The sequence below is a fragment of the Autumnicola tepida genome (assembly GCF_031846485.1).
GTDB lineage: Bacteria > Bacteroidota > Bacteroidia > Flavobacteriales > Flavobacteriaceae > Autumnicola > Autumnicola tepida.
This window is the reverse complement of the sequence record NZ_JAVRHQ010000001.1, coordinates 102,869-127,120: the sequence shown is the minus strand read 5'-3', so window position 1 is coordinate 127,120 and position 24,252 is coordinate 102,869. Positions and strand designations below refer to the sequence as shown.

Below are 24,252 nucleotides of genomic sequence, written 5' to 3'. Positions count from 1 at the left end.
TCAATAGGACCAAGGATCTAGTATGAGAACCAGGATTTGGTCAAAAAAGGATATAATTATCCTTTAAAAAAACTGAATTAAACTTTTGGAGGATCTAAAAAGGAAAGAATAGGTTCTTCCACTGAGCTGTCAAAATGGACAAAGGCTTTTGATGGAATTTCAATAATCAAAGCCTTGAAATTTGAAGAACCGAAATCTACTGTATGCACATGGCAGCAATGGCAACTACAAAAAGGAGGGCATAAATCTGCTACTTTATCATGTGAATAGTCGATATCTAAATTCTGCGTAGCAACCACTGTTACTTCTGAATCAGAAATCACTTGTGAAGTGTCACTATCATTACAGGCTAATAAGTTAAGCCCGAATATATATAGAGATAATATGACAGCGATAATTTTCACACTACAAAGATAAAAAAAAATCAATGCACAGATTGTGCAAAAAGAATAGGAACAGATTTCAAAAGGTTTATCACATAATTTGATAATAATTTCAATTAAAAAATTACCAAGATCTTATACTGAAGAATTAGAACATTGTTTTTTAATAAGCTATTTAATGAAATAGAGAATTATACAAATCCTTCAAATTACTAAGTTACACTTCGAATGAGATAGGAAATATCCCCAAATAATGTTAATTAACATTATTTTCTATTCAAATTTGGCTTTCCAAAAATGTTGTACCTATGTTGTACCCAGTCCATAAAAAAAGGCCTTACATTTCTGTAAAGCCTTGTCATTGCTAGTAGCGGGAACTGGACTCGAACCAGTGACCTTCGGGTTATGAGCCCGACGAGCTACCTACTGCTCTATCCCGCGATATTGGATGGCAAATATACAACAGAATTTCACTTTGCAAAAACTTTTTTGAAAAAAATTATTGGGAAATCCAGCTTAGAGCCTTAAGTCGCTCACTATTAGGAAAGGTCTCTATTTTCGCTTCTGTAAGAATATCTTTAAAAACCATCGCTCCCTTTAACCAGGTGAGGTCACTTACAACAGCAACTTTATTAAAGCCATTACTGTGCTCTATATTAAAATGAGCATTTTTAAAAAAAGCTTTAACTGATAATTCCCTGCCTTTTCGGATTTCTAGAAAAAGGTTAATTTTCCCAAACTTTTTCATTTTTTCCAGCACTTCCTGTTGCAGGGATTCCGTAAGATCTTCATCTACGTAAGAATCTATGATAATACCAATTACGTTTTCAGCTAGATTAAAAGTTTGGAGCATGGCCTTTTTTGAAAATTTCAGCCTAATTTAAGGATTTTTATCTTACTAAAATCACCTTTGCAGGCCTTAGATTTACTGTTCAATACTTACCGCCTGGAACTCATTTAATGTTCCATTTTGGAAATTTATCCTGAACTCTATAGGATTACAACAGTTTTCACAATCTTCAATATAAATCTGCCTTCCTACCGAAGGATCCAGAAGTACAGAGATTTCTTCCCAACAGTAGGGACATTGAAAAAAATGCTCTTCCATAATTCCTGTTTTTTCAAGGCTCCTTATTAAACAATCAGCTCATTTTGTCCAGGTCTTGCTGGATATTCTCCCACTCTTTCATGAATTTCTCCAGCTCCATTTTTTTCTGATTATATTTCTTCAGAAATTCTGGTTTTGCGATAGTTTCATCATAATTGGTAGCCAGGGCAACATCTTTCTCCTTCAATTCCTTTTCCAGCCTGGTGATCTTCGCTTCCGTTTTACTTAAACGATTATTCAGGGATTTCAGTTTTTTCTGGTCTTCATAAGATTGTTTAGGAGCCTCTTCCTTTTTTGCCGCAGCACCAGGCTTTTGTTTTTCCCGCTTTTCCACCGCACGCATATCCTCAAACTGCCGCTGTTCCAGATAATAATCAATATCACCCAGATATTCCTTTACCTTACGGTTCTTAAATTCATATACTTTTGAAGTAAGCCCTTGCAGAAAATCCCGGTCGTGAGAAACCAGGATCAAGGTTCCTTCAAATTTTTTCAGCGCCTCCTTAAGTACATTTTTAGATTTTATATCCAGGTGATTGGTTGGCTCATCCATTACCAGTACGTTAAATGGCTGAAGCATTAATTTACACAGGGCAAGCCGGTTACGCTCACCTCCGGATAGCACCTTCACCTTTTTTTCTACTTCATCTCCACGGAATAAAAAGGAGCCCAGCATGTCCCTAACCTTACTTCGGTTTTTCTCGTTGGCAGAATCTATCATAATTTCATGAACAGATTTTTCCCCATCCAGATAATCTGCCTGGTTTTGGGCAAAATATCCCAACTGTACATTATGCCCTAACTTTAATTCTCCCTTATGCGGAATTTCATCTATTATAATTTTGGCCAAAGTGGTTTTTCCCTGTCCGTTCTGCCCCACAAAAGCTATCTTACTGCCACGCTCTATGAGCAAATTTATATCCTCCAGCACCTGCTTCTCACCATAGGATTTACCCACATGATTGGCTTCTATCACCACCTTCCCGGGCTGGACGGAAACAGGAAAACTTATATTCATAACCGCATTATCGTCTTCATCTACCTCTATACGATCTATTTTATCCAGCTTTTTGATAAGGGATTGCGCCATGGAAGCTTTGGAAGCCTTCGCTCTAAACTTATCAATAAGTTTTTCTGTTTGCTCTATTTCCTTCTGCTGATTTTTCTGCGCAGCCAGTTGCTGTTCCCTAAGCTCTCCGCGCAGTTCCATAAATTCTGAATATGGCTTTTTGAAGTCATATATTTTGCCCAGGCTTATTTCTATGGTCCTGTTGGTCACATTATCAAGGAACATTTTATCGTGGGAAACAAGGATCACACAGCCGGGATAATTGTTCAGAAAAGATTCCAGCCAGATGATACTTTCAATGTCCAGGTGATTTGTAGGCTCATCCAGCAGTAAAATATCATTGCTTTGAAGCAGTAGCTTGGCTAGTTCAATCCTCATTCTCCAGCCACCCGAAAAAGTATCGGTAAGCTTATTGAAATCTTCTCTTTTAAAACCCAGGCCCAGCAATACTTTTTCGGTTTCGCCTTCATAATTGTAGCCGCCGATAATTTCATACTGATGGGTGATTTCGCTTAGATCCTGTATAAGTTGCGTATAGCTTTCACTTTCATAATCGGTGCGGGTAGCCAGCTGTTCATTGATATGATCCAGCTGCTTCTCCATTTTTTTTATCTCCTCAAAAGCCTGCTGCGCTTCCTGGATTACGGTACGACCTTTTACAAAATCTATATCCTGCTTTAAAAAACCAATTTTCAGTTCTTTATCTTTCGCGATACTCCCAGTATCGTATTCCTGTTCTCCGGAAATAATACGCAGCATGGTAGATTTTCCCGCTCCATTTTTCCCTATTAGCCCAACCCGGTCTCCGGCGCCAAGCCTAAAGGTGATTTCTTCAAAAAGATATTCTCCGTTAAAGGAGACGGAAAGATTGTGAATGTTAAGCATGAAATCTGATTAAATTTTTGCAAAGATGCTTAAATTTGTGGTGCAAAAAAAATGATATAGAGGCACTAAAACGCCTTTTTTCAATAACATATAAGGCCGGGGAATTTTTAACCTCCTGACTTACCGTCAAAATTTTCAAATGAAATTTTTAAAAGGAACTAAAATTTACAGCATCTTAACCGGCACCTGCCCTGTATGCCAGGAGGAGAGCATGTATAAAGAACCCAACCCTTACAAAATGGGAAGAATTTTTGAGATGCATGAACGCTGTTCCAACTGCGGCACCCGTTACAAAATAGAGCCGTCTTTTTTTTATGGCGCCATGTATGTGAGCTATGCCGTTGGTGTAGCCTTTTCGGTAGCTGCTTTTATTATTTCTTATGTATTCCTGAATTCCACACCCCTCACCTCCTTTTTTGCCATTGTAGGCACGCTGGTGGTTTTTATGCCGGTCATTACACGTTTGTCCAGGAACATCTGGATTAACTTTTTCTTCAGTTATAATAAAAATGCAGGGAAAACTTAATTGCGCCTGTAGTGTTTCCTGGTAAAGCGCTGCAAATCAATTTCCGGTGATATTTCAGCACCCTCTTCGATAAAATCTACCAGTTCCCTTGAAGCCATTGGAGCGATAAGCACTCCGCGGCTTCCAAAACCATTACAGCAATACATATTTGGTATTTCCGGATGGCTACCTATTAAAGCTCTCCTGTCTGCCGTGGCAGGCCTTATTCCCGCCACCTGGTCTACTACTTCGTATTCACACTCAATGAGTTTGTTTAATTCTGTTGCCAGTTTTCCCCTTGCCTCCTGTGTTGGACCCGGGGTCTTATCTTTGTGATTATAAGTGGCGCCAACTTTATACAGGTTGTTCCCAAGCGGCATCAGGAAAACTGAAGATTTTACCGCTTTGTTTAGCTGAAGTGCCTCTGAACGGATAATAATATATTCTCCTTTATTTCCTCTTAGCGGAAGATAATTGAAAAAGGGGTTTTTAGTCATCCCGAAGCCTTCGCAAAAAATTATCCTTTTGGCTTTCTGATCCTTATATCTGAAGAATTCCCCTGATATTTCCAGCTGATCATAATCAAACCTTTCGGCAATTAATTTCCCACTACCCAAAAGGTCCTTTCTGTAATCCTTTAATAAAGCATCAGTATTAATATTTCCGGTTTTCTTTACTCTCCCGAAGGAGAAACTTGAAGGAATATTAGCATTGACTTGCCTGACCAGTTCAGTATTCAAAAATTCATCCAGGCCAGGTTTATCGGCAGCATTAAACCAGTTATTTTGTTCTTCCGCAGAATGGAACCTACGGTAGATCTCCCAAAAATGTAAAAATTGACGATTATACTTCTTTTCAAACTTCTGATAAAAAGGAATGGCTTCTTTTATTTGCTCATCTGCCTTCCAGGCGAGTGTGAATCTTTTAAGAATTACGGGATTAAAAATACCGCCTGCTACCTGTGAGGAATGCTGGGAGTTATCTTCATAAACAAGAAAAGACTTTTTTCGCTGCTCAAGCCTGGAAATAACCGCAAGCCCGCTTAATCCTAATCCAACAACAATATAATCTACCATATTACCCGATATTAGAAATTCCAGATCTTCTTTAATAAAAAAGCGCCTTCCGGGGAAGACGCTTTAAATCTTTAAAACTATTGAAAACTAATAGTTCCACATATCCTGTTCGAAATTGCGAATTTGCTCTTTGATTCGCTGGGATTCCAGGAGCTGCATAAACGCATTCTCCGGAATATATTCTTCCACTTCGCGGTCGCCCTGTACGTTTTCTTCTTTATAGATCACCCCGTCAAAACGCCTTGCATTCAACAAATGGTCAAAAGACAAATCGGTTGCATTATTAGATCCATTAAAAGCCTTTGCCTGATGTAACACCTCGCGTGCATCTGGATAGAAAACCCAGAATAATTCCACTAAATCGGTCTGCCCAGAATCTATAAAGTTAACATCGGGCGCAACGGGCGCAATTCCCAAAAGCCTGTATCTCAATTCTCCCTGGACCTTATCAAAATACCAGATCCCGCGAATATGATATTCAGCAACATCGGCAGAACCAAGATCACGACGGTCGATAAACTGAGGGTCTACTTCTTCCCCGGCGTTGTACTGCTCAATACCTAAATCTGTAGTATCAATTTTAGACAATGTAGCCTGGATATCTTTCAAAGTACGTTTTTCATTAAAATAAGAATCGGCATAAATATTCTTAATGTCGCCATTCTTAACACCCGCAACCAGCACGTCGTAAAGAGACCTCCTGTTGTTCCCGATATTGTTGGTATCTATGGGATAATAATAAGGAAAATTCACCCTTTCATCAAGGTCTATAATTTCCCAGGTGCTTTTAGACCAGAGAATATCCCTGTCTCCCACATATCCATATTCCAATGGCTTATCATTCCTCTCCACTAGCTTTTGAGCTTCACTCTTCTTACCGATTTCTTCCGGGCTATTGGCATTTAAAATATTTGCCTGCCCGTAAGACGCTCCGCTAAGAGCCACTGCGAAACTAAAAACCAAAAATCTTCTCCAGCTCATTGTTTTAATTTTTTAATTAGTAAGCTCAATAAATACAGGAGCTACCTGCTTTAGCTTATAACCTGAATTTCCTGCCAGTGAGGCGTTGATATCAAATATCTGAACAGACTCACCTCTACCGGCCCTTCTAAGTGCAGATTTAGCCCTGTCATCTAACCTGTTTCCATTAATCCTGATAGTAGGCTGCCCGGGAACTTTAAAGCTAAAACCTGTAACATTTAAATCCAGGTCAAAATCAAAGTCAGGTAAATTTGCACCAACAGTTGCAATTTCCAGGCTGTTACGCTGCATTTGTACTGAACCATCTTCCCCGCGGATAGTACCCACAGGTCTTGGAATATCTTTTACCCTGAAAGTTGCACTGGATGGATAGCTTTCACCATCTATAGTTCCTGTTACATTAATCTTCACCTCTCTTTGCTGAAGGGTAGTAACATTAATTACATAGCTACTCCCGGATACTCTTGATAATCCAGGTGCATTAGCACTAATTTGATTATCTGGCACACCAGGCATAGAGATTGTTAGAGGATTCTGTACCCCGCGATAAAGTACATTCATTTTATCGGCAGAGATAACGGCAGAATTCGGTTTAGGTATTACTGAGAATTCTGAAGAAACAGGAACGTCCACACTTTCCCCTTCCTGCTCAAAAACAAGCCGGCCTTCAAGGGTATGTTGCCCGGCACTACCGGCAGGAATATTCAGCACTACACGGCCATCTTCAATACTATAGTCCGAATCACTTAATTCTCGTCCATCAAGAGTAAGATGCACTTCGTTAGGCCTTGTAGTTGGATCTTTTCTTCCCAAAACAATGGCACCATTAAATTCTTCTCCCTGATAATATGCTGACTTAGGAGTTTCAAGTAAAGTGGTATAATTGGTCATAGACACTTCACTTTGCAGCTGCCCTGCAAGCATAGTTGATAAGATATCATTCTCAGTAGTTTTCACATCAGCCTGAAGTTGCGTCATTTTAGTTAAAGATGCAATAAGAGGATATCCCTGAAAATGATACATCAACCAGGGTTGAGTTACATTTTCGCTATCGGTAACTTCCTCTGTTGAAAATTCATTTTGAACTTCCTGCCTGATTTGTGAAAAACGAGGGTCCTCTCCCAAAACTTCAAGAACACCTTCCCGATAGGTATCTATAGCATTCACTAACTCCTGGCCACTGGGACTAACTCTTCCGCTTTGAAAGAACATTTCATCCAACTGGTCAGGCCTATCCATAGACTCGTAATCATCTGTATCCTCTATTTCTGAAGTAAGTTTGTTTTTTATTTCAGCTATATACTCATCAAGATTTTGAGACAGTTCATCTATTCTATTCGCTTTTTCCTCCAGGGTCGCGTATTTAGCAGGTTGTTCTTCAGCCTTAGCTGCCAACCCTGCCATAGCCGCATTGTTTCTTGCCGTAGTGGAAGCGTTTGATTCTATTAATTTTTCATTCATTAAACCAAAAGCGGTAAGTACCTCTTTTGACATATTCAAGGCCATCATAGCAATGAAAACCAGATACATCAGGTTTATCATCTTCTGCCTTGGTGATTGTTTTCCAGACGCCATTATTAAGTAGTTTGTTTAGTATTAAGATTTGGTTCTTAAGCTCCTTTCTTCTGGCTTAGACCCTGGCAGGATTTCCATGCATAGCAGTTAACATACCTCCGTAAACATTGTTTAAAGAAGCAAGATTATTAGTAAGAGAATCCATCTCTTCTTTTAATCTTCCTGCATTTTCAGCCACTGCCTCATTAATTTCTGCCTGGCGTGAAGCAGATTCCACCTGTGCTTTATAAATATTATTAAGGGTTTCCATTTGAGAAGCCGCAACACCAAGTTCTTCACTATATTTCTTCTGCGAGGCCATAGCATCTACAGTTGGGGAAATACCTTTGGCAGCTCCTTCAAAATTGCGAATGCTTTCTCCAAGGCTGCTCATTAGATTTGCGTCAATCTTGGCTTCTTTTAACATAGTATCCAGTTTTTTAGACAGCTGTCCTTCCGCTTCTTTGTCTTCTTCAATAACTGTTGCTGTACGCCTGTTGTTGGCAGCGGGCCCTCCTGCAAGTTCAGGATAAACCAAAGACCAGTCCAATTCATCATCTACCGGTTCAAAAGCAGAAAAAGCGAATACAAAAGCCTCTACTACAAGACCTGCAATAAGCATAGGATTAGCGAACGGCCAGTGCATAATTTTAAAAAGCGCACCTAATATTACCACAGATGCACCTAAACCGTACACCATGTTTGTTATCTTCTTTGTAGATCTTGATTTTGCCATAATTAATTAAAAGATTAGATTCTAGAAATAGGTTTTTATTGTTTGAGTAAATTTAAGGTTCTTATCTGTTGGACTGGTTAAGGGTAACGTCTGTCCCTAAATAATCCTGCACAGTCCTGAAGCCGATGTAGCTTCTTGCAGAATCTGCATATTCATAATCTCTGGAACTCACCTGAAGGAAATAAGCCACATCCTTCCAGGAACCGCCACGAACCACTTTACGCATATCGTCAGGATTATTAACGGTAGGGTTCATTGTAGACATATATTCGTAAGAGATGGGATCGTAAGAAGAAAACACCCACTCTGCCACGTTTCCGGCCATATTATACAAGCCATAATCATTAGGCTCATAAGATTTGGCCTCTACAGTGTACAATGCCTGATCTGCCGCGTAGTCCCCGCGAAGAGGCTTAAAATTGGCCATAAAACATCCACGATCATTTTTAGCATAAGGCCCCCCCCAGGGATATGTTGCACCTTCCAGGCCACCACGAGCAGCATACTCCCACTCTGCTTCGGTGGGTAAACGGTAAGTAGGAACATTCTCAAGATCTTTGCCTTGTCTAAACTGGTTGTGGTACATCGTACGCCATTGTGCGAAAGCACGGGCCTGTTTCCAGGAAACCCCAACTACGGGATAATCATCAAAAGCGCTATGCCAGAAATAATCATTATGCATAGGCTCGTTATAGGAATAATTAAAATCCTTGATCCAGACAGTGGTATCCGGATAAACAGAAATTTCTTCAGTCTTAATGAAATTACTACGGTTTTCTTTAGACCGGGCAGCAGCCTGAATATCCATCCAGGAATACTTAAACTTCAGCTTTTTAACATCTATAGTGCGCTGGCCGTTATAAGCTTCATCTAAAGGAATATACATGGAGTCCATCACTTCAGCGTAATAAACATCAGGATAATCCTCTGTTTCTGTATAAAGGTCCACGTCTTTATTAAGCCTTCTGTTCTCGTAAGTATCGCTGGGGCCTCCCTCGCCATAAGCATTGAGCATGTATTCCTCATAAGGAGTCATATTCTCGGGATCTGCATCAGCAAAGGCAAATTCTCCAATACCGCCATCTCCGGGAACGGCACCTTCCATTTCTGCCATTATAGCAAGCCGCACCCTGATTATGGAGTCCTTTACATAGTTAACAAACTGCCTGTATTGAGCATTGGTAATTTCGGTTTCGTCCATATAAAAAGAACGAACAGTAACTGTTTTGGGTGGGGCATTCCTTTGGTCGGCAATATCATCATCAGATTTACCCATAATGAAAGCTCCCCCAGGAATCAATGTCATACCATAAGGTTTCTCCGGATTCCACTTTTTACCTCTCGCACCTACCAGCTGCCCCCGATCACTACGACCACAGCCTGCAAGCAAGGCCAGAACAGCAATTAGCGAAATAAACTTCTTCATAATTTCTCCTAGGTTAAGACATTCGATTTACGGCGGTAAACCTATCTAAATATTTTATAAAAAACAATATTTTCGATAAAAATACAGTAAATCAAATTATTGTCTGAAAATTTTTTAAACTTCGTTTTTTCTCTTGGCTTTGTACCACCTTTCGGGAATAACCTGGTTGCAAGCTTCCAGGTAATCTTCTTCACTGCAAGGTAATAACGTATGTCTTTTTAATTTAGTATTCACATTTGCTAAAAACGGAATTTCTATCCACCAGCGCCCGCTAACCGGGCTTTTAAAGAAGACCAATATATCTTCATCTACAGGAACCTGGTACTTTATAAACTCCTGTTTTGCCGAAATAGTATTCTCGTTGGTCCTGAAATTAACTCCCTCAACAAAATACCACATCATCTGCGCAACCAGCATGTTTCCTAAGGATCCGTACCGGGAATCATATTCGTAAATCCCGAAAGAGGAAACTTTATCACTTATTCCCGCATACCTCGCCAATGCGCAAATTTCTTTTCCGTCAAATCCATTTGGGGATACATGAAGCCCATGCCCCATTGCGGCGGCATTGATTGCACCAAGATCTATGCCAACCAGGTTAGCATCTCTCATAACAGGTTCAATTTGGGAAATATCGGCACTTATTTCCCCTAAACGATAAGCATCAAAAAAGAGGCGCTCCATTAATTCAATTTCATTCTGGGAATTAAAATACGTCTGGTATCCAACGTTAGAATAATTAAATAAATTGTAGGGCTTATTTATTACGATTTTTCCTACGTAGGACTCGTTGGAAATCGGATTATCGGCATCGCCCAGGTCAAATTTACGGTCAATATTGACCAAATTTACCATTTGGTCGAGGGTATCGTAAGAACGATATTGCGCATAAATGAGATCCTGGCTCCCGCCAAGTATGAGCGGAATAATATCCTTTTTTACCAGTTGGGCAACAAGGCTCTGCACCGCAAAATAAGTGTCTTCCACCTCTGCACCCCTTTCTATATCTCCTAAATCTGCAATGTTAATGTGCCAGTTGCCGGGAAACAGACTGTAAAAAGAAGAGCGGATATTATAAAAATGCAGCGCATCATCCCTGTTGGACGACAGGCGGTTTTCCTTCACTCCTATAATTGCCACCTGAACATCATCCATCTCAGGAATTCCCCCTTCAGCAGTATGTAATTTTATATTGGCACCGATAGATTGTCTATCTAAATTTGAAATTTCATCCAGTAAATCTCCATCTACCGGACTCAAAAAATCAAAATCCATAGGCTCTTATTTCTTTTTCGTGGTTTTCTTTTTAGCTGTAGTCTTCTTTTTTGCCGATGCCTTTTTCTTTGCAGGTTTCTTCTTTTTCGTATTCTTTTCAAGAATATCTTTAACCTCTTCCAAAGTAAGTTTTTGCGCATCTACTGTTTTTGGCAATTCCACCTTGCTTTTGCCTTTTATCACATTGGACCTGCCCCACCTGGCCTTTTCCACACGTATCCCTTCCTCTTCCCAGTTATGGATCACCTTTTCGCGCTCTTTTCTCTTCTTATCCTCAATAAGGCTTTCGATATCTTCTGCGGAAAGATTATCAAAATCGTACTTTTTGTTGACGTTAATAAAGATATTGTTCCATTTAAGGTACGGGCCAAATCTGCCGACTCCTTTTTGAACCGGAAGGCCTTCGTATTCATAAATAGGAGCATCTGCTTTTTCCTTTTCTTTGATAAGCTCCATCGCCCGGTCAAAATCGACATTTAAAGGATCTTCTCCTTTTTCGAGTGAGACGAATTTTTTTCCGAATCTTACATAAGGTCCGTAGCGCCCGTTATTCACCTCAACATTTTCTCCTTTATATTCTCCTAATTTCTTCGGAAGCTGAAAAAGGTCCATCGCCTCTTCATAAGTAATGGAATCTAAAGTCTGGTCTGGTCCAAGGCTGGCAAATTTTGGTTTTTCCTCATCTTCCACTGATCCAATCTGCACCATAGGCCCAAATTTTCCCAATCTTACGCTAACCGGCTTGCCTGTTTCGGGATCTTCACCCAAAATGCGCTCCCCTACTTCCCGGTCGGCATTTTTGGCCACGTCCTGCACATGGGGATGAAAATCTTTATAAAAATCTTTCATCATGTGCGTCCACTCCTCGTTTCCTTCGGCGATATCATCAAAATTCTGTTCTACCCTGGCGGTAAAATTATAATCCAGGATATTGGAAAAATGATTTACCAGAAAATCATTAACCACCATTCCGGTTGCGGTAGGAACAAGTTTCCCCTTATCACTACCCACGGTTTCAGTTAAAGATTTCTCTGAAATTTTATTCTTCTTCAGCATAAGCTGGGCATAATTCCTTTCTGTTCCCTCTACTGAGCCTTTTTCGATATATTTCCTGTTTTGAATTGTGGAAATGGTTGGCGCATAAGTTGAAGGCCGGCCTATCCCCAATTCTTCCAGTTTTTTAACCAGCGAAGCTTCGGTGTAACGATATGGCGGACGTGTAAATCTTTCGGTTGCCGAAATAAACAAATTCTGCAGTGCTTCATTTTCTTTCAGGGCAGGAAGCATTCCGCTTTGCTCTTCATCTTCCTCATCAGATCCTTCCAGGTAAACCTTTAAGAATCCGTCGAATTTCAATACTTCCCCGTTCGCGGTAAACTGTTTGTCATGCTTGTCGGCTTCAATTTTCACATTGGTGCGTTCCAATTGGGCTTCACTCATTTGCGAAGCGATGGCGCGTTTCCAGATAAGTTCATATAATCGCTGCTGATCCCTGTCTGCATTCACACTATGATTTTCGAAACTGGTAGGGCGAATTGCTTCGTGCGCTTCCTGGGCGCCCTTACTTTTTCCTTTAAACTGCCTGGTCTTCGCATACTTCTCACCATAAGCTTTCAGGATTTCCTGCTTCGCGCCTTTTCGTGCATCATCAGAAAGGTTTACACTATCAGTTCTCATATAGGTAATATGACCGGCTTCATAAAGTCGCTGGGCCATGGTCATAGTCTTACTTACTGAAAAATACAATTTTCTTGATGCTTCCTGCTGAAGTGTGGAAGTTGTAAAAGGTGGAGCCGGCGATTTTTTTGCAGGTTTCGTGGAAAGTTCGGCAACTTTAAAATTAGCCCCTAAATTCTGCTCCAGGAATTTCTGGGCAGCTTCTTTAGTTTCAAAATTCTTCGGAACTCTTGCTTTAAAAGTCTTTCCTTCTTCTGTGGCAAATTCCGCATCTATACGGTATGAAGCTTCTGCCGTAAAACTCTGAATTTCACGCTCGCGCTCCACGATTAACCTCACCGCAACACTTTGCACCCTTCCGGCAGAAAGACCGCCTTTAACCTTTCTCCATAAAACCGGGGATAACTCATATCCCACAAGCCTGTCCAGCACTCTTCTTGCCTGTTGCGCGTTCACCAGGTTATAATCTATGCCACGGGGATTTTCAATGGCTTTAAGAATTGCAGACTTGGTAATCTCATGGAACACTATTCTTTTGGTTTTCTCCTTCTCAAGTTTCAGCTCTTCCGCAAGATGCCAGGCAATAGCCTCTCCCTCCCGGTCCTCATCACTGGCCAGCCACACCATACCAGCATCCTTCGCAAGCCCTTTTAGCTTTCGCACTACATCCTTCTTGTCTTTTGATACTATATATTTAGGTGTAAAATCCCCATCAGTATCTACCCCAAGCTCTTTGGTAGGCAAATCTGCAATATGCCCAAAGCTGGAGGTAACTTTATAGTCTTTACCCAGGAATTTCTCAATAGTTTTGGCCTTAGCAGGAGACTCCACAATCACTAAATTCTTTGCCATAGATTCTTTCTTTATCGGTACAAAAGTATATCAATTTTTTTTTAACCTGATAATTCTCCCGGATATTCCCATTTAAAATCCGTCACAACCAACTAAGGAAACATTAAAAAAGCCCGCTACCAAGCGGGCCTTCCAAAAAACCAAACAAAAGAAAACAATTAATTCAAACTGAAGGAACTTATTAAATTCACCTCATTGTTTTTATAATTGTATTGATTAAGAATATTATCCCCGATCATTAGCAGGACATCCTCCAGTGGAATTACGTCATAGGTGTTAACATCCTGAAAGTGATCTGCCAGAACAAGATCGGGGGTATTGGTTAAATCGTACACTTTTAGTCCCGCGGTGCCGTCGCAAACAAATAATTTATCTTCACGCACGCCAAGCCCATAGGGATTTTCCATCACATAGGCACCAAGGGTTTGTGGAGCAGCTTTATCGGAAACATCAATAAGCACCAGTTCGCTTTCCTCCTGTCCACACCAGTTTCCTCCCCTAATGGTTACGTAAGCAATATCATCCTTTACCACCACAGGATCGCATCCCATTACATGCTGCACCCGGGAAACAAAAGCTGGTTTTTCAGGATCTTCTATACTATATATATACATACCTGTGGTGCTGCCAAGATACAAATGGTCTTTTTCGTTAAAAATTGTTTCAATGTCCCAGCCCACGTATTCTTCAGAAAGCTTCTGCGGGTCTGTAAGGGAAGAAATATCAAAAACCATTATACTCTGCTGGTCCACCGCATATAAATAATCTGAAACAATTTTGAAACGGGCCATGGAGCCACCCGTACCGGAATTTCCTCCACCTGACGAATAACTGACTTCCGCGGCATTGTCAAAAAAAACAATATCATCGCCATAATCCGTCATTTCAATTTTCCTGCTTTCCATCACATAGCCCACAACAACTTCACTTTGCGGGTCGAAATTTTGATTATCCACAAATGCCGCTCCTTCGGGAACCACATAATTGGTATTGGGAAAAACATTCTCCAGCCGCTCCACCTGTTTAATATTATTAATGTCTGAAATGTCAAAAACCACCAGGTCCATTCCGCTATCGGCGTAAAGCATCTCATCCTTCACCGCGATATCCACATTTTTGGGAATTTTGAGATAGGCAATTTTTTCAGGCACATAATGATCGCTGTTATCAATAATATGTATTCCCTGGTATTTATCATTTACGAATACATAATCCTTATAGGAATAAATTTTCCCGGCTTCGATTATAGCCTTTGGTTCCTGGATCTTCACAGAAGAACGAAATTCTGCGATTGGCTGCGTGATAGGCACAGCGACTTCATAGGTTTCTTCTTCTGCGGAATCCTGTTTTTCACAGGCATTGAAAAGAACAAGAAACAGAGGTAGAAATAAAATAAATGTTCGTTTTTTCATGATGGTTGATTTCTTCTTAGATGATGGTTTTTGAAAAAGGTTGCGTGAACTTTGGAAAAAAATCACTGTCACTTTGTCATAAAATTGTTTCGCCTTATCTTTGCCCGTCAAAATACCGCAAAGGCATTACTGAATTATGGAGAAGATATTAGACGAAAAACAACAGGGAAACACGCTGGTTATGGAGCCAAAAGCGGAGAACAGCCGCAAGCTTTTTATTGAAAGCTACGGTTGCCAGATGAACTTTAGCGATAGCGAAATTGTGGCCTCCATCCTTTCAAAAGAAGGCTTTAACACCACCCAGAACTTAGAAGAGGCAGACCTTGTTTTGGTGAATACCTGTTCTATTCGTGAAAAAGCCGAACAAACCGTGCGCAAGCGCCTGGAAAAATACAATGCCGTAAAAAGGATCAATCCCAATATGAAGGTGGGCGTTTTAGGTTGTATGGCCGAGCGCCTTAAAAGCAAATTCCTGGAAGAAGAAAAAATTGTTGATCTGGTGGTTGGGCCAGATGCTTATAAAGATTTGCCAAATCTCATTAACGAGGTGGAAGAAGGCCGCAACGCCGTAAACGTGATCCTTTCCAAAGAAGAAACTTATGGAGACATTGCTCCGGTGAGGCTGCAAACTAACGGCGTTTCAGCTTTTGTTTCCATAACGCGCGGTTGTGACAATATGTGCACTTTTTGTGTGGTGCCGTTTACCCGGGGGCGTGAGCGCAGCCGTGACCCGCAAAGCATTGTGGAAGAAGTGAATGATCTTGCCGCGAAAGGCTATAAAGAAATTACCCTGCTGGGCCAGAACGTGGACAGTTATCTATGGTATGGCGGCGGATTAAAAAAGGATTTTAAAAATGCTTCGGAAATGCAGAAAGCCACGGCAGTGAATTTTGCCGGGCTGCTAAAACTTGTTGCTGAAGCCCAGCCTAAGATGAGGATCCGGTTCTCTACTTCCAATCCGCAGGACATGACCATGGATGTGATTGAGGCCATGGCCAAATACCGCAATATTTGCAAATACATTCACCTGCCCGTACAAAGTGGCAGCGACAGGATTTTGAAGAAAATGAACCGCCTGCATACCCGTGAGGAATATTTCACAATGATCGATAATATTAAAAAACTGATCCCCGATTGCGGAATTTCCCACGATATCATCACCGGCTTCCCTACTGAAACTGAAGAAGACCACCAGGATACTTTAAGCCTTATGGAATATGTTAAATACGACTTCGGGTTTATGTTTGCCTATTCTGAAAGGCCCGGTACCATGGCCGAGCGTAAATTTGAAGATGATGTGCCGGAAGAGGTTAAAAAAAGAAGGCTCACTGAAATTGTTAACCTTCAGCAAAAACACAGCAGGTACAATACCGAAAAATTTATTGGTAAGACCGTGGAAGTGCTCATTGAGAAGGAATCCAAAAAATCTGACGCGCACTGGAGCGGCAGGACTTCGCAAAACACCGTGGCTGTTTTTCCGAAGGAAAATTATAAAATTGGAGATTTTGTTAACGTAAAGATTGAAGACTGTACCAGCGCCACCTTAATTGGGGAAGCCGTTGGCTATAGTGATAACAATTAAGTTCCAGGTTTCAAGTTTCAAGTTTCAAATAAATGGCCACAGTAAATAAATTTGAAGACCTGGAAATATGGAAAGAAGCAAGAAGATTGGCGAAAATCATCCATATTATAACTATTGAGACCGAATTAAAATCTGATTTTAAATTAAAACATCAAATTAAATCCTCTTCCGGATCTATTATGGATAATATTGCTGAAGGATTTGAAAGAGATGGGAATCTTGAATTTAGACAATTTCTTTCTATAGCAAAGGGATCTGCTGGAGAAGTAAGGTCTCAACTTCACCGAGTATTTGACTTTAATTATATTGATAAAGAAGAATTTGACAGGATTGTAAAAGATTATGAAAATTTGAGTGGGAAATTAAAAAATTTCATTTCGTATCTAAATAAAAAACACTACCAGGGCAATAAGTTTCGCTACCTGAAACTTAAAAACCTGAAACGACTAACTAATGGAATCAGTACAAGCAATTAAACAACGCTTTGGCATTATTGGAGATGACCCAAAACTCAACCGCTCCGTAGAGAAGGCCATTCAGGTTGCCCCTACGGATATTTCGGTACTGGTTACCGGGGAAAGCGGGGTTGGAAAAGAAAGTATCCCAAAAATTATCCACGCCCTTTCCCACAGGAAACACAATAAATACATAGCGGTGAACTGCGGGGCCATTCCCGAAGGAACCATAGACAGTGAGCTTTTTGGGCACGAAAAAGGCGCTTTTACGGGCGCCACCCAAACCCGCAGCGGTTATTTTGAAGTGGCCGATGGCGGCACCATTTTTCTTGACGAAGTTGGAGAATTGCCGCTACCTACACAGGTGAGGCTTTTGCGTGTTCTTGAAAATGGCGAATTTATAAAGGTGGGGTCTTCCAAAGTTCAGAAAACCAATGTGCGCATTGTTGCCGCCACCAACATTAACATGTTCGAATCTATAAAAAAGGAAAAATTCCGGGAAGATCTTTACTACCGTTTAAGTACAGTGGAAATCAACCTCCCTCCCCTGCGGGACAGGAAAGGGGATATTCATCTGCTGTTTAGAAAATTTGCTTCAGATTTTGCCCTTAAATACAAGATGCCTACCATCAGGCTGGAAGACGACGCGGTGGAATTGCTTCAGAAGTATCGCTGGGGCGGAAATATTCGTCAGCTTCGGAACATTGCCGAACAAATTTCGGTATTGGAACAGGAGCGAAGTATTAATGCCGAAGGTTTAAAGCATTACCTTCCCGATATTGGCAGTAATTTGCCCGCGATTATTTCAGAAAAAAGAAAAGAAGGAGACTTCAGCAATGAGAGGGAAATTCTTTATAAGGTTTTGTTCGACATGAAAAATGACCTGAACGACCTTAAAAAACTCACCCTAAAGCTGATGGAAGACGGCAATTCCCAGAAAGTACAGGACGAAAATGAAGGCCTTATCCAAAAGATCTATGGCGAAGACGGGACAGATGTAGACACGGAAGAACTGGAAGAAGACGGGATGGAAGTATTACAAATTCCGCAGAACAGTCCGCAACACGAACTTCAGGATAATAATAAGGACAAATATTATTTCGCGGAAGAAATTCAGGAGGAAGAAACACTTTCTTTGCAGGATAAGGAACTGGAGCTTATAAAAAAATCCCTGGAACGCCACGGCGGGAAACGCAAAGCCGCAGCCGAAGAACTGGGCATAAGCGAAAGGACACTTTACAGGAAAATAAAACAATATAACCTTTAAGTGGAAAAGTTTAATGTTTAATGCTCAATGTTGAGTATAAACAATCCTCTTCAATTAAAGATAATGGCCCACAGCCTTTAAAAAATCATGAAAAAATCACTGTTAATTTTTTGCTCCGCTTTACTATTGACACTGCAGTCCTGCGGAATTTATTCTTTTACAGGCGCCGATATTGGAAACGCGGAAACCTTCCAGGTCAACTTTTTTGAGAACCAGGCAGACCTGGTGGAGCCAGGGATAGCGAGGCAATTCACGCTTTCGCTTCAGGATTTAATCCTGAACCAGACCAACCTTAACCTCACCAACAACAATGGTGATCTCATATTTGAAGGAGAAATTGTAGATTATTATATTGCTCCCATGACGGCCACGGCAGATAACACCGCCGCGCAAAACAGGCTCACCATTGCCGTGAATGTGCGCTACTACAACACCCTGGAGCCGGAGAAAGATTTCGAAAGGACGTTCTCTTTTTATTATGATTATGACGCGAACGTGACCCTGGTGGGCAGCGAACTGGAAACCGCAGTAGACGAAATTTTTACCCGCATAACCCAGGATATTTTTAACGCGGCTCTAACTGACTGGTAATGGAAATAAAGGATTTCACATATTTGCTGGAGAATCCCGGAAAGGTATCTGCCCGGGACACTTCACTTTTTGAAGAAATCCTGAGAAAATATCCCTATTTTCAGGCGGCAAGAGCACTAAGGCTTAAAGGCTTAAAAGAGCACCAGTCCTTCAGCTACAATTCTGCCTTAAAAAAAGCCGCCGCCTATACCACAGACAGGAGTATACTTTTCGATTACATCACCTCTGCGGAATTCAATCAGAATAAAATTGCCGAACAAATTAAGCAGCAGGAAAAACGGCTGAAGGAAATTCCGGTTTTTGAAGCCGAAGAGGTTTTTGGCAAGCGCAGCATCGCTATAGATGAAGCTATAAAAATGAAGCAGTCTGAATCTGAAAGGGTGATGGATCCTGCTTTATTCGAACGTCCGGAAAAACTTCCTCAGCAAGAAGCAAATGAAGAGGCTGAAAAAGCGCAAATTTCAGAAGAACCTTCAGCAGAAGAAGAGCTGGGAATTGGGGAGCCGCTTGATTTTAATGCTTCAGAATCACATTCTTTTTCGGAATGGCTGCGCCTTACTTCAGCAAAACCGGTAGCGAGGGAAGATTCTTCAGAAAATAGCAATGAAGAGGAAAATGAGGATAACGGGGAAGAAACTTTTCCGCAGAACAAAAAATTTGATCTTATTGACGAATTTATTTCCAAAAGCCCTAAAATAAAACCAGGCAAATCTGCCAACAAAGCCAACCTGGCAGAGCGTAATGCCATTGCCCCTGAAGCCCTGATGACAGAGACCCTGGCGCGGGTTTACCTCGAGCAGAAAAACTATAAAAAAGCCATCCAGGCATATAAAATATTAATTTTGAAAAATCCCGAAAAAAGTGGTTTCTTTGCAGACCAAATTCGGGCAATAGAAAAATTACAAGATAACAATACTGACTGATAATGAGCACATTCACAATTTTTTTAGCTTTAATAGTTATAGTAGCATTTTTGCTAATCGTGGTAATTATGGTACAAAATCCTAAGGGAGGTGGCCTTTCTTCTTCCTTTGGCGGCGGAGGACAACAGGTAGGTGGTGTACAGAAAACCAATGATTTTCTGGATAAAAGTACCTGGACACTGGCAACACTGTTACTGGTGCTTATTTTACTTTCTAATGTGACTATTATGGGCAACGGCACTTCTTCTTCGGGAGTTTTTGAAAGCGATGAAGATGTGGAGATGAATGTACCGCAGCAACCTGCACCACAACAACCGGTAGAAGATCAGCAATAAAGAATTTAACCACCATAGAAATGATGCCAGCTTATGACAAGCTGGCATTTTTTTTTGATAATTGTCAGTCTTTTTTCACTGGCACAATTTTCGAATTATACTGTACCGAGTTAAAAAATTAATTAACCTAAATAAAATTAAAAAATGGCACTAAACATTAAACCGCTCTCAGACAGAGTTCTTATTGAGCCTGCAGCAGCTGAAACAAAAACTGCATCGGGAATTTACATTCCTGAAACCGCTAAGGAAAAACCACAACGAGGAAAAGTTGTGGCAGTAGGTAAAGGGACAAAAGATCACGAAATGACCGTGAATGTTGGAGACATGGTTCTTTATGGCAAATATGCCGGTACCGAACTTAAACTTGAAGGTACAGATTATTTAATCATGAGGGAAGACGATATACTTGCAATAGTATAAATCTTTTCTGCGGGAAATTCCCGATATAAGATCAACTAAAAAATTAATTAACCAATTCTTTCCGCCCCGGCGGCGGAAGACAATAAAAATTAATAAAAAATGGCAAAAGATATAAAATTTGACATTCAGGCACGCGATGGAATTAAACGTGGTGTGGATGCACTTGCAAATGCAGTAAAAGTAACTTTAGGCCCAAAAGGCCGTAACGTGATTATCAGTAAATCTTTTGGGGCGCCTACCGTTACCAAAGATGGGGTAACCGTTGCAAAAGAAATTGAGCTGGAAGACCCAATCGAAAATATGGGAGCGCAAATGGTGAAAGAAGTAGCTTCCAAAACCAACGATCTTGCCGGTGACGGCACGACTACTGCTACCGTTCTTGCTCAGGCTATCGTTAAAGAAGGCCTTAAAAACGTAGCCGCGGGCGCAAACCCGATGGATCTTAAGAGAGGTATAGACAAAGCAGTGGAAGCATTAACTGCAGATCTTGCCAATCAAACCAAAGAAGTTGGGGATTCTTCTGAAAAAATAAAACAGGTTGCTTCTATTTCTGCTAATAATGATGACCATATTGGTGAATTGATCGCCGAGGCTTTCGGAAAAGTTGGAAAAGAAGGTGTAATTACCGTTGAAGAAGCAAAAGGAACAGATACTTATGTAGATGTGGTTGAGGGAATGCAGTTTGACAGAGGTTATCTTTCTCCATACTTTGTGACCAACAGTGAGAAAATGACCGCAGATCTTGAAAACCCTTATATCCTCTTGTTCGACAAGAAGATATCTGCGATGAAAGATCTTCTTCCAATTCTTGAGCCGGTAGCCCAGTCTGGGAAACCACTTTTAATTATTGCTGAAGATGTAGACGGCGAAGCCCTTGCTACTTTAGTGGTAAACAAACTTAGAGGTTCTCTTAAAATCGCTGCCGTAAAAGCTCCTGGTTTTGGAGACAGAAGAAAAGCAATGCTGGAAGATATTGCGCTTCTTACAGGAGGTACCGTTATTTCTGAAGAAAGAGGCTTCACCCTTGAAAACGCTACGATCGATCAGTTAGGTACTGCAGAAAAAGTGGCTATCGATAAGGATAACACCACAATTGTTAACGGTGCCGGAGACAATCAAACTATACAGGACCGTGTAAACCAGATTAAAGCCCAGATAGAATCTACTACTTCTGACTATGACAGAGAGAAACTACAGGAGCGTCTTGCTAAACTAGCAGGTGGTGTTGCCGTACTTTATGTGGGTGCTGCTTCTGAAGTTGAGATGAAAGAGAAGAAAGATCGTGTGGACGATGCGCTTCATGCAACCCGTGCGGCTGTGGAAGAAGGCATTGTAGCCGGTGGTGGTGTGGCACTTGTACGCGCCATTAAAGCCCTTGAAGCTCTTGAAGCCATAAATACAGACGAAGGTACAGGAATACAGATTATTGCCCGTGCAATCGAAGCTCCGCTAAGAACGATTGTTGAAAACGCAGGTGGCGAAGGATCTGTAGTAATCAATAAAGTACTTGAAGGTGAAAAAGACTATGGATACGATGCTAAAACCGATACTTTTGTTGATATGATGAAAGCCGGTATTATCGATCCTAAGAAAGTAACCCGTGTAGCTCTTGAAAACGCTGCATCTGTTGCCGGAATGATCCTTACTACTGAGTGTGCATTGATCGACATCCCTGAAGATAACGCAGGTGGCGGTGGAATGCCAGGCGGAATGGGTGGCGGAATGCCAGGAATGATGTAAGAAGAAGTTAGACGTTAGCTTTTAGACGTTAGACTTTTTTATAATAAAAAGAACCCGTTTCAGATAGTTGAAGCGGGTTCTTTATTTTTTAAAAAACCTAATTTGGTTTTTCCCTAATTTTTAGGGTTCCAATTCTCCTACAATCAATTTACCGTGGTATGCTTTAGCTCCCAACCCTCGGTGAATATTTTCAATATTCTCGATGGTTATATTTCCGGCCGGCATTATTTCCAGGCGGTTTTTGGCAATCTTGAGCATTTGTTTTAAAACCGGAATGCCTTGAGCAGCGGTATTTTTTCCTCCGGAGGTCAGAACCGTGTTTACTTCTTCAATATTAGATAATTCTTCTACAGCTTTTAAAATATCAGGTGTTTCATCAATCGCTTTATGGATGGCCACTTTTAGAGGTTTGGCTATTTTGGCCAATCTTGAAATCGCTTTCAGGTTAAGCGTTTTATCTTCATTTAAAATTCCGAAGACCACGCCCTCTACCCCGACATTTTTACAAAATTCAATTGAAGCTTTCATTTCTTCGAGTTCTGCTTCAGAATAAATGAAATTTCCCGCCCCTGGACGTATCATAACCCGCACCGGAATGTTAACTTGAGATTTGACCTTCCTTATCAACTGCTTTGAAGGTGTTAACCCGTCCTGTTCAAGGTGTGCACAGAGTTCTATTCTGTGGGCGCCATTTTTTTCTGCAGCAATGGCCTGCTCCAAAGATTCTACACAAGCTTCTTTAATATAATTGGCAAAATTTGACATTTTAGAGATAAAGCTTCAAAAAAAATCAATCCTGCTTTTTCCTTGTCTTCAAAAAATATTTAGGATTAACCCCATATTTTTCCTTGAAGATTTTTGAAAAATAACTGCGGTTATTAAGGCCTATAGCAACTACGATCTCTGATATATTCCTTTCAGAATTAATCAGCATATCCTTTGCTGCTTCTAACTTAATATGCTGCATATATTTATTTACCGTAAGGTCGTAAACGTACTTAAAACCTTCCTGCAGTTTGTTCACATTTGTCCCCGCCTCTTTAGCCAGGGCTTCCACCGTTAAATTACTTCCAAGATCCCCCTGTATTCTTTTCGCCACATAATTTACTTTCTCTATGTCCGATTTCCTCAATATCTGGGGCAGCCTGTCTTCATCTTCATCATCCTGATATTGGGAAATCTGTATTACCAGCATTTGAAAAGCTTTTCCCTCAAGGAAGAGGGAGCGTAAAAAGCCGGTAAAATCCTCCCGGTTAATCTCATCCATCAAATCGGCAGCCTTAATACTGTAGTTCCCCTGGTAAAAGAATTGCTTTTCAGAAACCTCATCCTTAAAAAGTTCTTTTAAAGTAGGATCCAGATCTTTAAAGTCATAATTGGCGCGGTGAGTAAAAATAGATCTTATTATTTCCAGGCTTGCCACGTGAGCAGCCTCGTTCGCTTTAAAATGAAGTGAATGCCCATTGTACCCGCTACTGGAAACTATAATGTTCTGGTAAGTATCTATATTATTTATCTTATGGGAATCTTCAAATGAATGGCCCACTTTACCTTCAGAACAAAAAATAAATTTAAGAGGATGTACAGAGTTTAAAGTAAAGCAAATTTCCACATCCTGGTAAAATTTGCAATTGTAAGTAATAATCCCAATCCCGGAATCAAAATTAGCACCTCTTATGTATCCTTCCCCAACTTCCCCGGGAAGATTTAAAGTTATTTCTCCACTGCCATCAATAATGGGAGCGTTTAAAGACTCTGCTAAATCATGAATTACTTCGCTTACTGGTAGGGTTTTAACGTCTATTCTCATAAATATGAGGCTTGAAAAGCCACTTGTAATCGCCCGCAGCGGGGCCTGAAAAGTTCAACAATTTGTAAAAAACATCCCGAAAGACGGGCAAGAAGTAGTAAAATTAATATTTGCCAATAATTCCCAAACATTCCACCAGGACATTATGGCTAAACAGGCAACAGTCGTGTGAAAAACGTTATAAGTGTAC

23 protein-coding genes and 1 tRNA gene are annotated in these 24,252 nt (G+C 40.7%); 9 read left to right on the top strand and 15 right to left on the bottom strand.

The window, feature by feature from the left end:
- Nucleotides 1-77 precede the first annotated feature (77 nt).
- From RM553_RS00610 to RM553_RS00590, 5 genes are all read right to left on the bottom strand, one after another.
- A complete protein-coding gene (locus RM553_RS00610; RefSeq protein ID WP_225573949.1) occupies nt 78-404 on the bottom strand; it encodes a DUF6660 family protein in 327 nt (108 codons plus the stop codon).
- Nucleotides 405-751: 347 nt separating this feature from the next.
- Nucleotides 752-824 (bottom strand) — tRNA-Met (locus tag RM553_RS00605).
- A gap of 58 nt (nt 825-882) precedes the next feature.
- On the bottom strand, nt 883-1,236 hold the full coding sequence (locus RM553_RS00600; protein WP_311532962.1) for a SpoIIAA family protein: 354 nt from the start codon (nt 1,234-1,236) through the stop codon (nt 883-885).
- Nucleotides 1,237-1,308: 72 nt separating this feature from the next.
- The gene (locus RM553_RS00595; RefSeq protein ID WP_311532960.1) at nt 1,309-1,491 is read right to left on the bottom strand and encodes a CPXCG motif-containing cysteine-rich protein; all 183 of its coding nucleotides are present in this window, start codon (nt 1,489-1,491) and stop codon (nt 1,309-1,311) included.
- 34 nt (nt 1,492-1,525) lie between these two features.
- Nucleotides 1,526-3,445, bottom strand: a complete 1,920-nt coding sequence (locus tag RM553_RS00590; RefSeq protein WP_311532959.1) for an ABC-F family ATP-binding cassette domain-containing protein — start codon at nt 3,443-3,445, stop codon at nt 1,526-1,528.
- Between the two features lie 139 nt (nt 3,446-3,584).
- Between RM553_RS00590 and RM553_RS00585 the strand changes: the two genes are divergently transcribed.
- On the top strand, nt 3,585-3,971 hold the full coding sequence (locus RM553_RS00585) for a DUF983 domain-containing protein (protein WP_311532957.1): 387 nt from the start codon (nt 3,585-3,587) through the stop codon (nt 3,969-3,971).
- Here the strand turns inward: RM553_RS00585 and RM553_RS00580 are convergent.
- From RM553_RS00580 to RM553_RS00545, 8 genes are all read right to left on the bottom strand, one after another.
- Complete coding sequence (locus RM553_RS00580) at nt 3,968-5,026, bottom strand: NAD(P)/FAD-dependent oxidoreductase (RefSeq protein ID WP_311532956.1); 1,059 nt, start codon at nt 5,024-5,026, stop codon at nt 3,968-3,970. The two genes, RM553_RS00585 and RM553_RS00580, sit on opposite strands and share 4 nt — an antisense overlap.
- 87 nt (nt 5,027-5,113) lie before the next feature.
- Nucleotides 5,114-6,007, bottom strand: coding sequence for a type IX secretion system ring subunit PorN/GldN (gene porN / locus RM553_RS00575; RefSeq protein WP_311532954.1), 894 nt, complete (start codon nt 6,005-6,007; stop codon nt 5,114-5,116).
- 12 nt (nt 6,008-6,019) lie between these two features.
- The gene (porM, locus tag RM553_RS00570) at nt 6,020-7,582 is read right to left on the bottom strand and encodes a type IX secretion system motor protein PorM/GldM (RefSeq protein WP_311532951.1); all 1,563 of its coding nucleotides are present in this window, start codon (nt 7,580-7,582) and stop codon (nt 6,020-6,022) included.
- 55 nt (nt 7,583-7,637) lie between these two features.
- Nucleotides 7,638-8,297 (bottom strand): type IX secretion system motor protein PorL/GldL, encoded by a 660-nt coding sequence (gene porL, locus RM553_RS00565; RefSeq protein ID WP_311532950.1) that lies wholly within the window; start codon nt 8,295-8,297, stop codon nt 7,638-7,640.
- Nucleotides 8,298-8,358: 61 nt separating this feature from the next.
- Nucleotides 8,359-9,723, bottom strand: coding sequence for a T9SS ring complex lipoprotein PorK/GldK (gene porK / locus RM553_RS00560; RefSeq protein ID WP_311532948.1), 1,365 nt, complete (start codon nt 9,721-9,723; stop codon nt 8,359-8,361).
- Between the two features lie 114 nt (nt 9,724-9,837).
- Nucleotides 9,838-10,998, bottom strand: coding sequence for a formimidoylglutamase (locus RM553_RS00555; RefSeq protein ID WP_311532946.1), 1,161 nt, complete (start codon nt 10,996-10,998; stop codon nt 9,838-9,840).
- A gap of 6 nt (nt 10,999-11,004) precedes the next feature.
- Entirely contained in the window at nt 11,005-13,527 is a 2,523-nt protein-coding gene (gene topA, locus RM553_RS00550; RefSeq protein ID WP_311532945.1) for a type I DNA topoisomerase, read from the bottom strand.
- A 158-nt stretch (nt 13,528-13,685) separates the two neighbouring features.
- Nucleotides 13,686-14,939 carry an LVIVD repeat-containing protein gene (locus RM553_RS00545; RefSeq protein WP_311532943.1) on the bottom strand — a complete coding sequence of 418 codons (1,254 nt, stop codon included), beginning with the start codon at nt 14,937-14,939 and terminating at the stop codon, nt 13,686-13,688.
- Nucleotides 14,940-15,075: 136 nt separating this feature from the next.
- On the opposite strand from RM553_RS00545, the gene miaB reads away from it, so the two are divergent.
- The 8 genes from miaB (at nt 15,076) to groL (ending at nt 22,252) form a co-directional block, all read left to right on the top strand.
- Nucleotides 15,076-16,521, top strand: coding sequence for a tRNA (N6-isopentenyl adenosine(37)-C2)-methylthiotransferase MiaB (gene miaB / locus RM553_RS00540; protein ID WP_311532941.1), 1,446 nt, complete (start codon nt 15,076-15,078; stop codon nt 16,519-16,521).
- A 32-nt stretch (nt 16,522-16,553) separates the two neighbouring features.
- Nucleotides 16,554-16,997, top strand: a complete 444-nt coding sequence (locus RM553_RS00535; protein ID WP_311532939.1) for a four helix bundle protein — start codon at nt 16,554-16,556, stop codon at nt 16,995-16,997.
- Nucleotides 16,975-18,243, top strand: a complete 1,269-nt coding sequence (locus tag RM553_RS00530) for a sigma 54-interacting transcriptional regulator (protein WP_311532938.1) — start codon at nt 16,975-16,977, stop codon at nt 18,241-18,243. The genes RM553_RS00535 and RM553_RS00530 overlap by 23 nt, the downstream gene beginning before the upstream one ends.
- An 87-nt stretch (nt 18,244-18,330) precedes the next feature.
- Nucleotides 18,331-18,834, top strand: coding sequence for an LptE family protein (locus RM553_RS00525; protein ID WP_311532936.1), 504 nt, complete (start codon nt 18,331-18,333; stop codon nt 18,832-18,834).
- Entirely contained in the window at nt 18,834-19,757 is a 924-nt protein-coding gene (locus RM553_RS00520; protein WP_311532934.1) for a DUF8458 domain-containing protein, read from the top strand. The genes RM553_RS00525 and RM553_RS00520 overlap by 1 nt, the downstream gene beginning before the upstream one ends.
- 2 nt (nt 19,758-19,759) lie before the next feature.
- Complete coding sequence (gene secG, locus RM553_RS00515) at nt 19,760-20,092, top strand: preprotein translocase subunit SecG (protein ID WP_311532933.1); 333 nt, start codon at nt 19,760-19,762, stop codon at nt 20,090-20,092.
- Between the two features lie 144 nt (nt 20,093-20,236).
- Nucleotides 20,237-20,512 (top strand): co-chaperone GroES, encoded by a 276-nt coding sequence (locus RM553_RS00510; RefSeq protein WP_311532931.1) that lies wholly within the window; start codon nt 20,237-20,239, stop codon nt 20,510-20,512.
- A gap of 99 nt (nt 20,513-20,611) precedes the next feature.
- A complete protein-coding gene (groL, locus tag RM553_RS00505) occupies nt 20,612-22,252 on the top strand; it encodes a chaperonin GroEL (protein ID WP_311532930.1) in 1,641 nt (546 codons plus the stop codon).
- Between the two features lie 120 nt (nt 22,253-22,372).
- On the opposite strand, the gene RM553_RS00500 is transcribed toward groL, so the two are convergent.
- The gene (locus RM553_RS00500) at nt 22,373-23,017 is read right to left on the bottom strand and encodes a copper homeostasis protein CutC (RefSeq protein WP_311532929.1); all 645 of its coding nucleotides are present in this window, start codon (nt 23,015-23,017) and stop codon (nt 22,373-22,375) included.
- Between the two features lie 25 nt (nt 23,018-23,042).
- Nucleotides 23,043-24,062 carry a helix-turn-helix domain-containing protein gene (locus tag RM553_RS00495; protein ID WP_311532928.1) on the bottom strand — a complete coding sequence of 340 codons (1,020 nt, stop codon included), beginning with the start codon at nt 24,060-24,062 and terminating at the stop codon, nt 23,043-23,045.
- Between the last annotated feature and the right edge of the window lie 190 nt (nt 24,063-24,252).

Bases quoted from the DNA above. Each gene is read 5' to 3' on its own strand.
- RM553_RS00520 (WP_311532934.1), top strand. From the start codon at position 18,834: ATGGAAATAAAGGATTTCACATATTTGCTGGAGAATCCCGGAAAGGTA.
- miaB (WP_311532941.1), top strand. From the start codon at position 15,076: ATGGAGAAGATATTAGACGAAAAACAACAGGGAAACACGCTGGTTATG.
- RM553_RS00530 (WP_311532938.1), top strand. From the start codon at position 16,975: ATGGAATCAGTACAAGCAATTAAACAACGCTTTGGCATTATTGGAGAT.
- RM553_RS00500 (WP_311532929.1), bottom strand. From the start codon at position 23,017: ATGTCAAATTTTGCCAATTATATTAAAGAAGCTTGTGTAGAATCTTTG.
- groL (WP_311532930.1), top strand. From the start codon at position 20,612: ATGGCAAAAGATATAAAATTTGACATTCAGGCACGCGATGGAATTAAA.
- RM553_RS00600 (WP_311532962.1), bottom strand. From the start codon at position 1,236: ATGCTCCAAACTTTTAATCTAGCTGAAAACGTAATTGGTATTATCATA.
- porN (WP_311532954.1), bottom strand. From the start codon at position 6,007: ATGAGCTGGAGAAGATTTTTGGTTTTTAGTTTCGCAGTGGCTCTTAGC.
- RM553_RS00535 (WP_311532939.1), top strand. From the start codon at position 16,554: ATGGCCACAGTAAATAAATTTGAAGACCTGGAAATATGGAAAGAAGCA.
- RM553_RS00510 (WP_311532931.1), top strand. From the start codon at position 20,237: ATGGCACTAAACATTAAACCGCTCTCAGACAGAGTTCTTATTGAGCCT.
- topA (WP_311532945.1), bottom strand. From the start codon at position 13,527: ATGGCAAAGAATTTAGTGATTGTGGAGTCTCCTGCTAAGGCCAAAACT.
- porK (WP_311532948.1), bottom strand. From the start codon at position 9,723: ATGAAGAAGTTTATTTCGCTAATTGCTGTTCTGGCCTTGCTTGCAGGC.
- RM553_RS00555 (WP_311532946.1), bottom strand. From the start codon at position 10,998: ATGGATTTTGATTTTTTGAGTCCGGTAGATGGAGATTTACTGGATGAA.
- porM (WP_311532951.1), bottom strand. From the start codon at position 7,582: ATGGCGTCTGGAAAACAATCACCAAGGCAGAAGATGATAAACCTGATG.
- RM553_RS00525 (WP_311532936.1), top strand. From the start codon at position 18,331: ATGAAAAAATCACTGTTAATTTTTTGCTCCGCTTTACTATTGACACTG.
- RM553_RS00585 (WP_311532957.1), top strand. From the start codon at position 3,585: ATGAAATTTTTAAAAGGAACTAAAATTTACAGCATCTTAACCGGCACC.
- RM553_RS00495 (WP_311532928.1), bottom strand. From the start codon at position 24,062: ATGAGAATAGACGTTAAAACCCTACCAGTAAGCGAAGTAATTCATGAT.
- porL (WP_311532950.1), bottom strand. From the start codon at position 8,297: ATGGCAAAATCAAGATCTACAAAGAAGATAACAAACATGGTGTACGGT.
- RM553_RS00580 (WP_311532956.1), bottom strand. From the start codon at position 5,026: ATGGTAGATTATATTGTTGTTGGATTAGGATTAAGCGGGCTTGCGGTT.
- RM553_RS00595 (WP_311532960.1), bottom strand. From the start codon at position 1,491: ATGGAAGAGCATTTTTTTCAATGTCCCTACTGTTGGGAAGAAATCTCT.
- RM553_RS00590 (WP_311532959.1), bottom strand. From the start codon at position 3,445: ATGCTTAACATTCACAATCTTTCCGTCTCCTTTAACGGAGAATATCTT.
- RM553_RS00545 (WP_311532943.1), bottom strand. From the start codon at position 14,939: ATGAAAAAACGAACATTTATTTTATTTCTACCTCTGTTTCTTGTTCTT.
- secG (WP_311532933.1), top strand. From the start codon at position 19,760: ATGAGCACATTCACAATTTTTTTAGCTTTAATAGTTATAGTAGCATTT.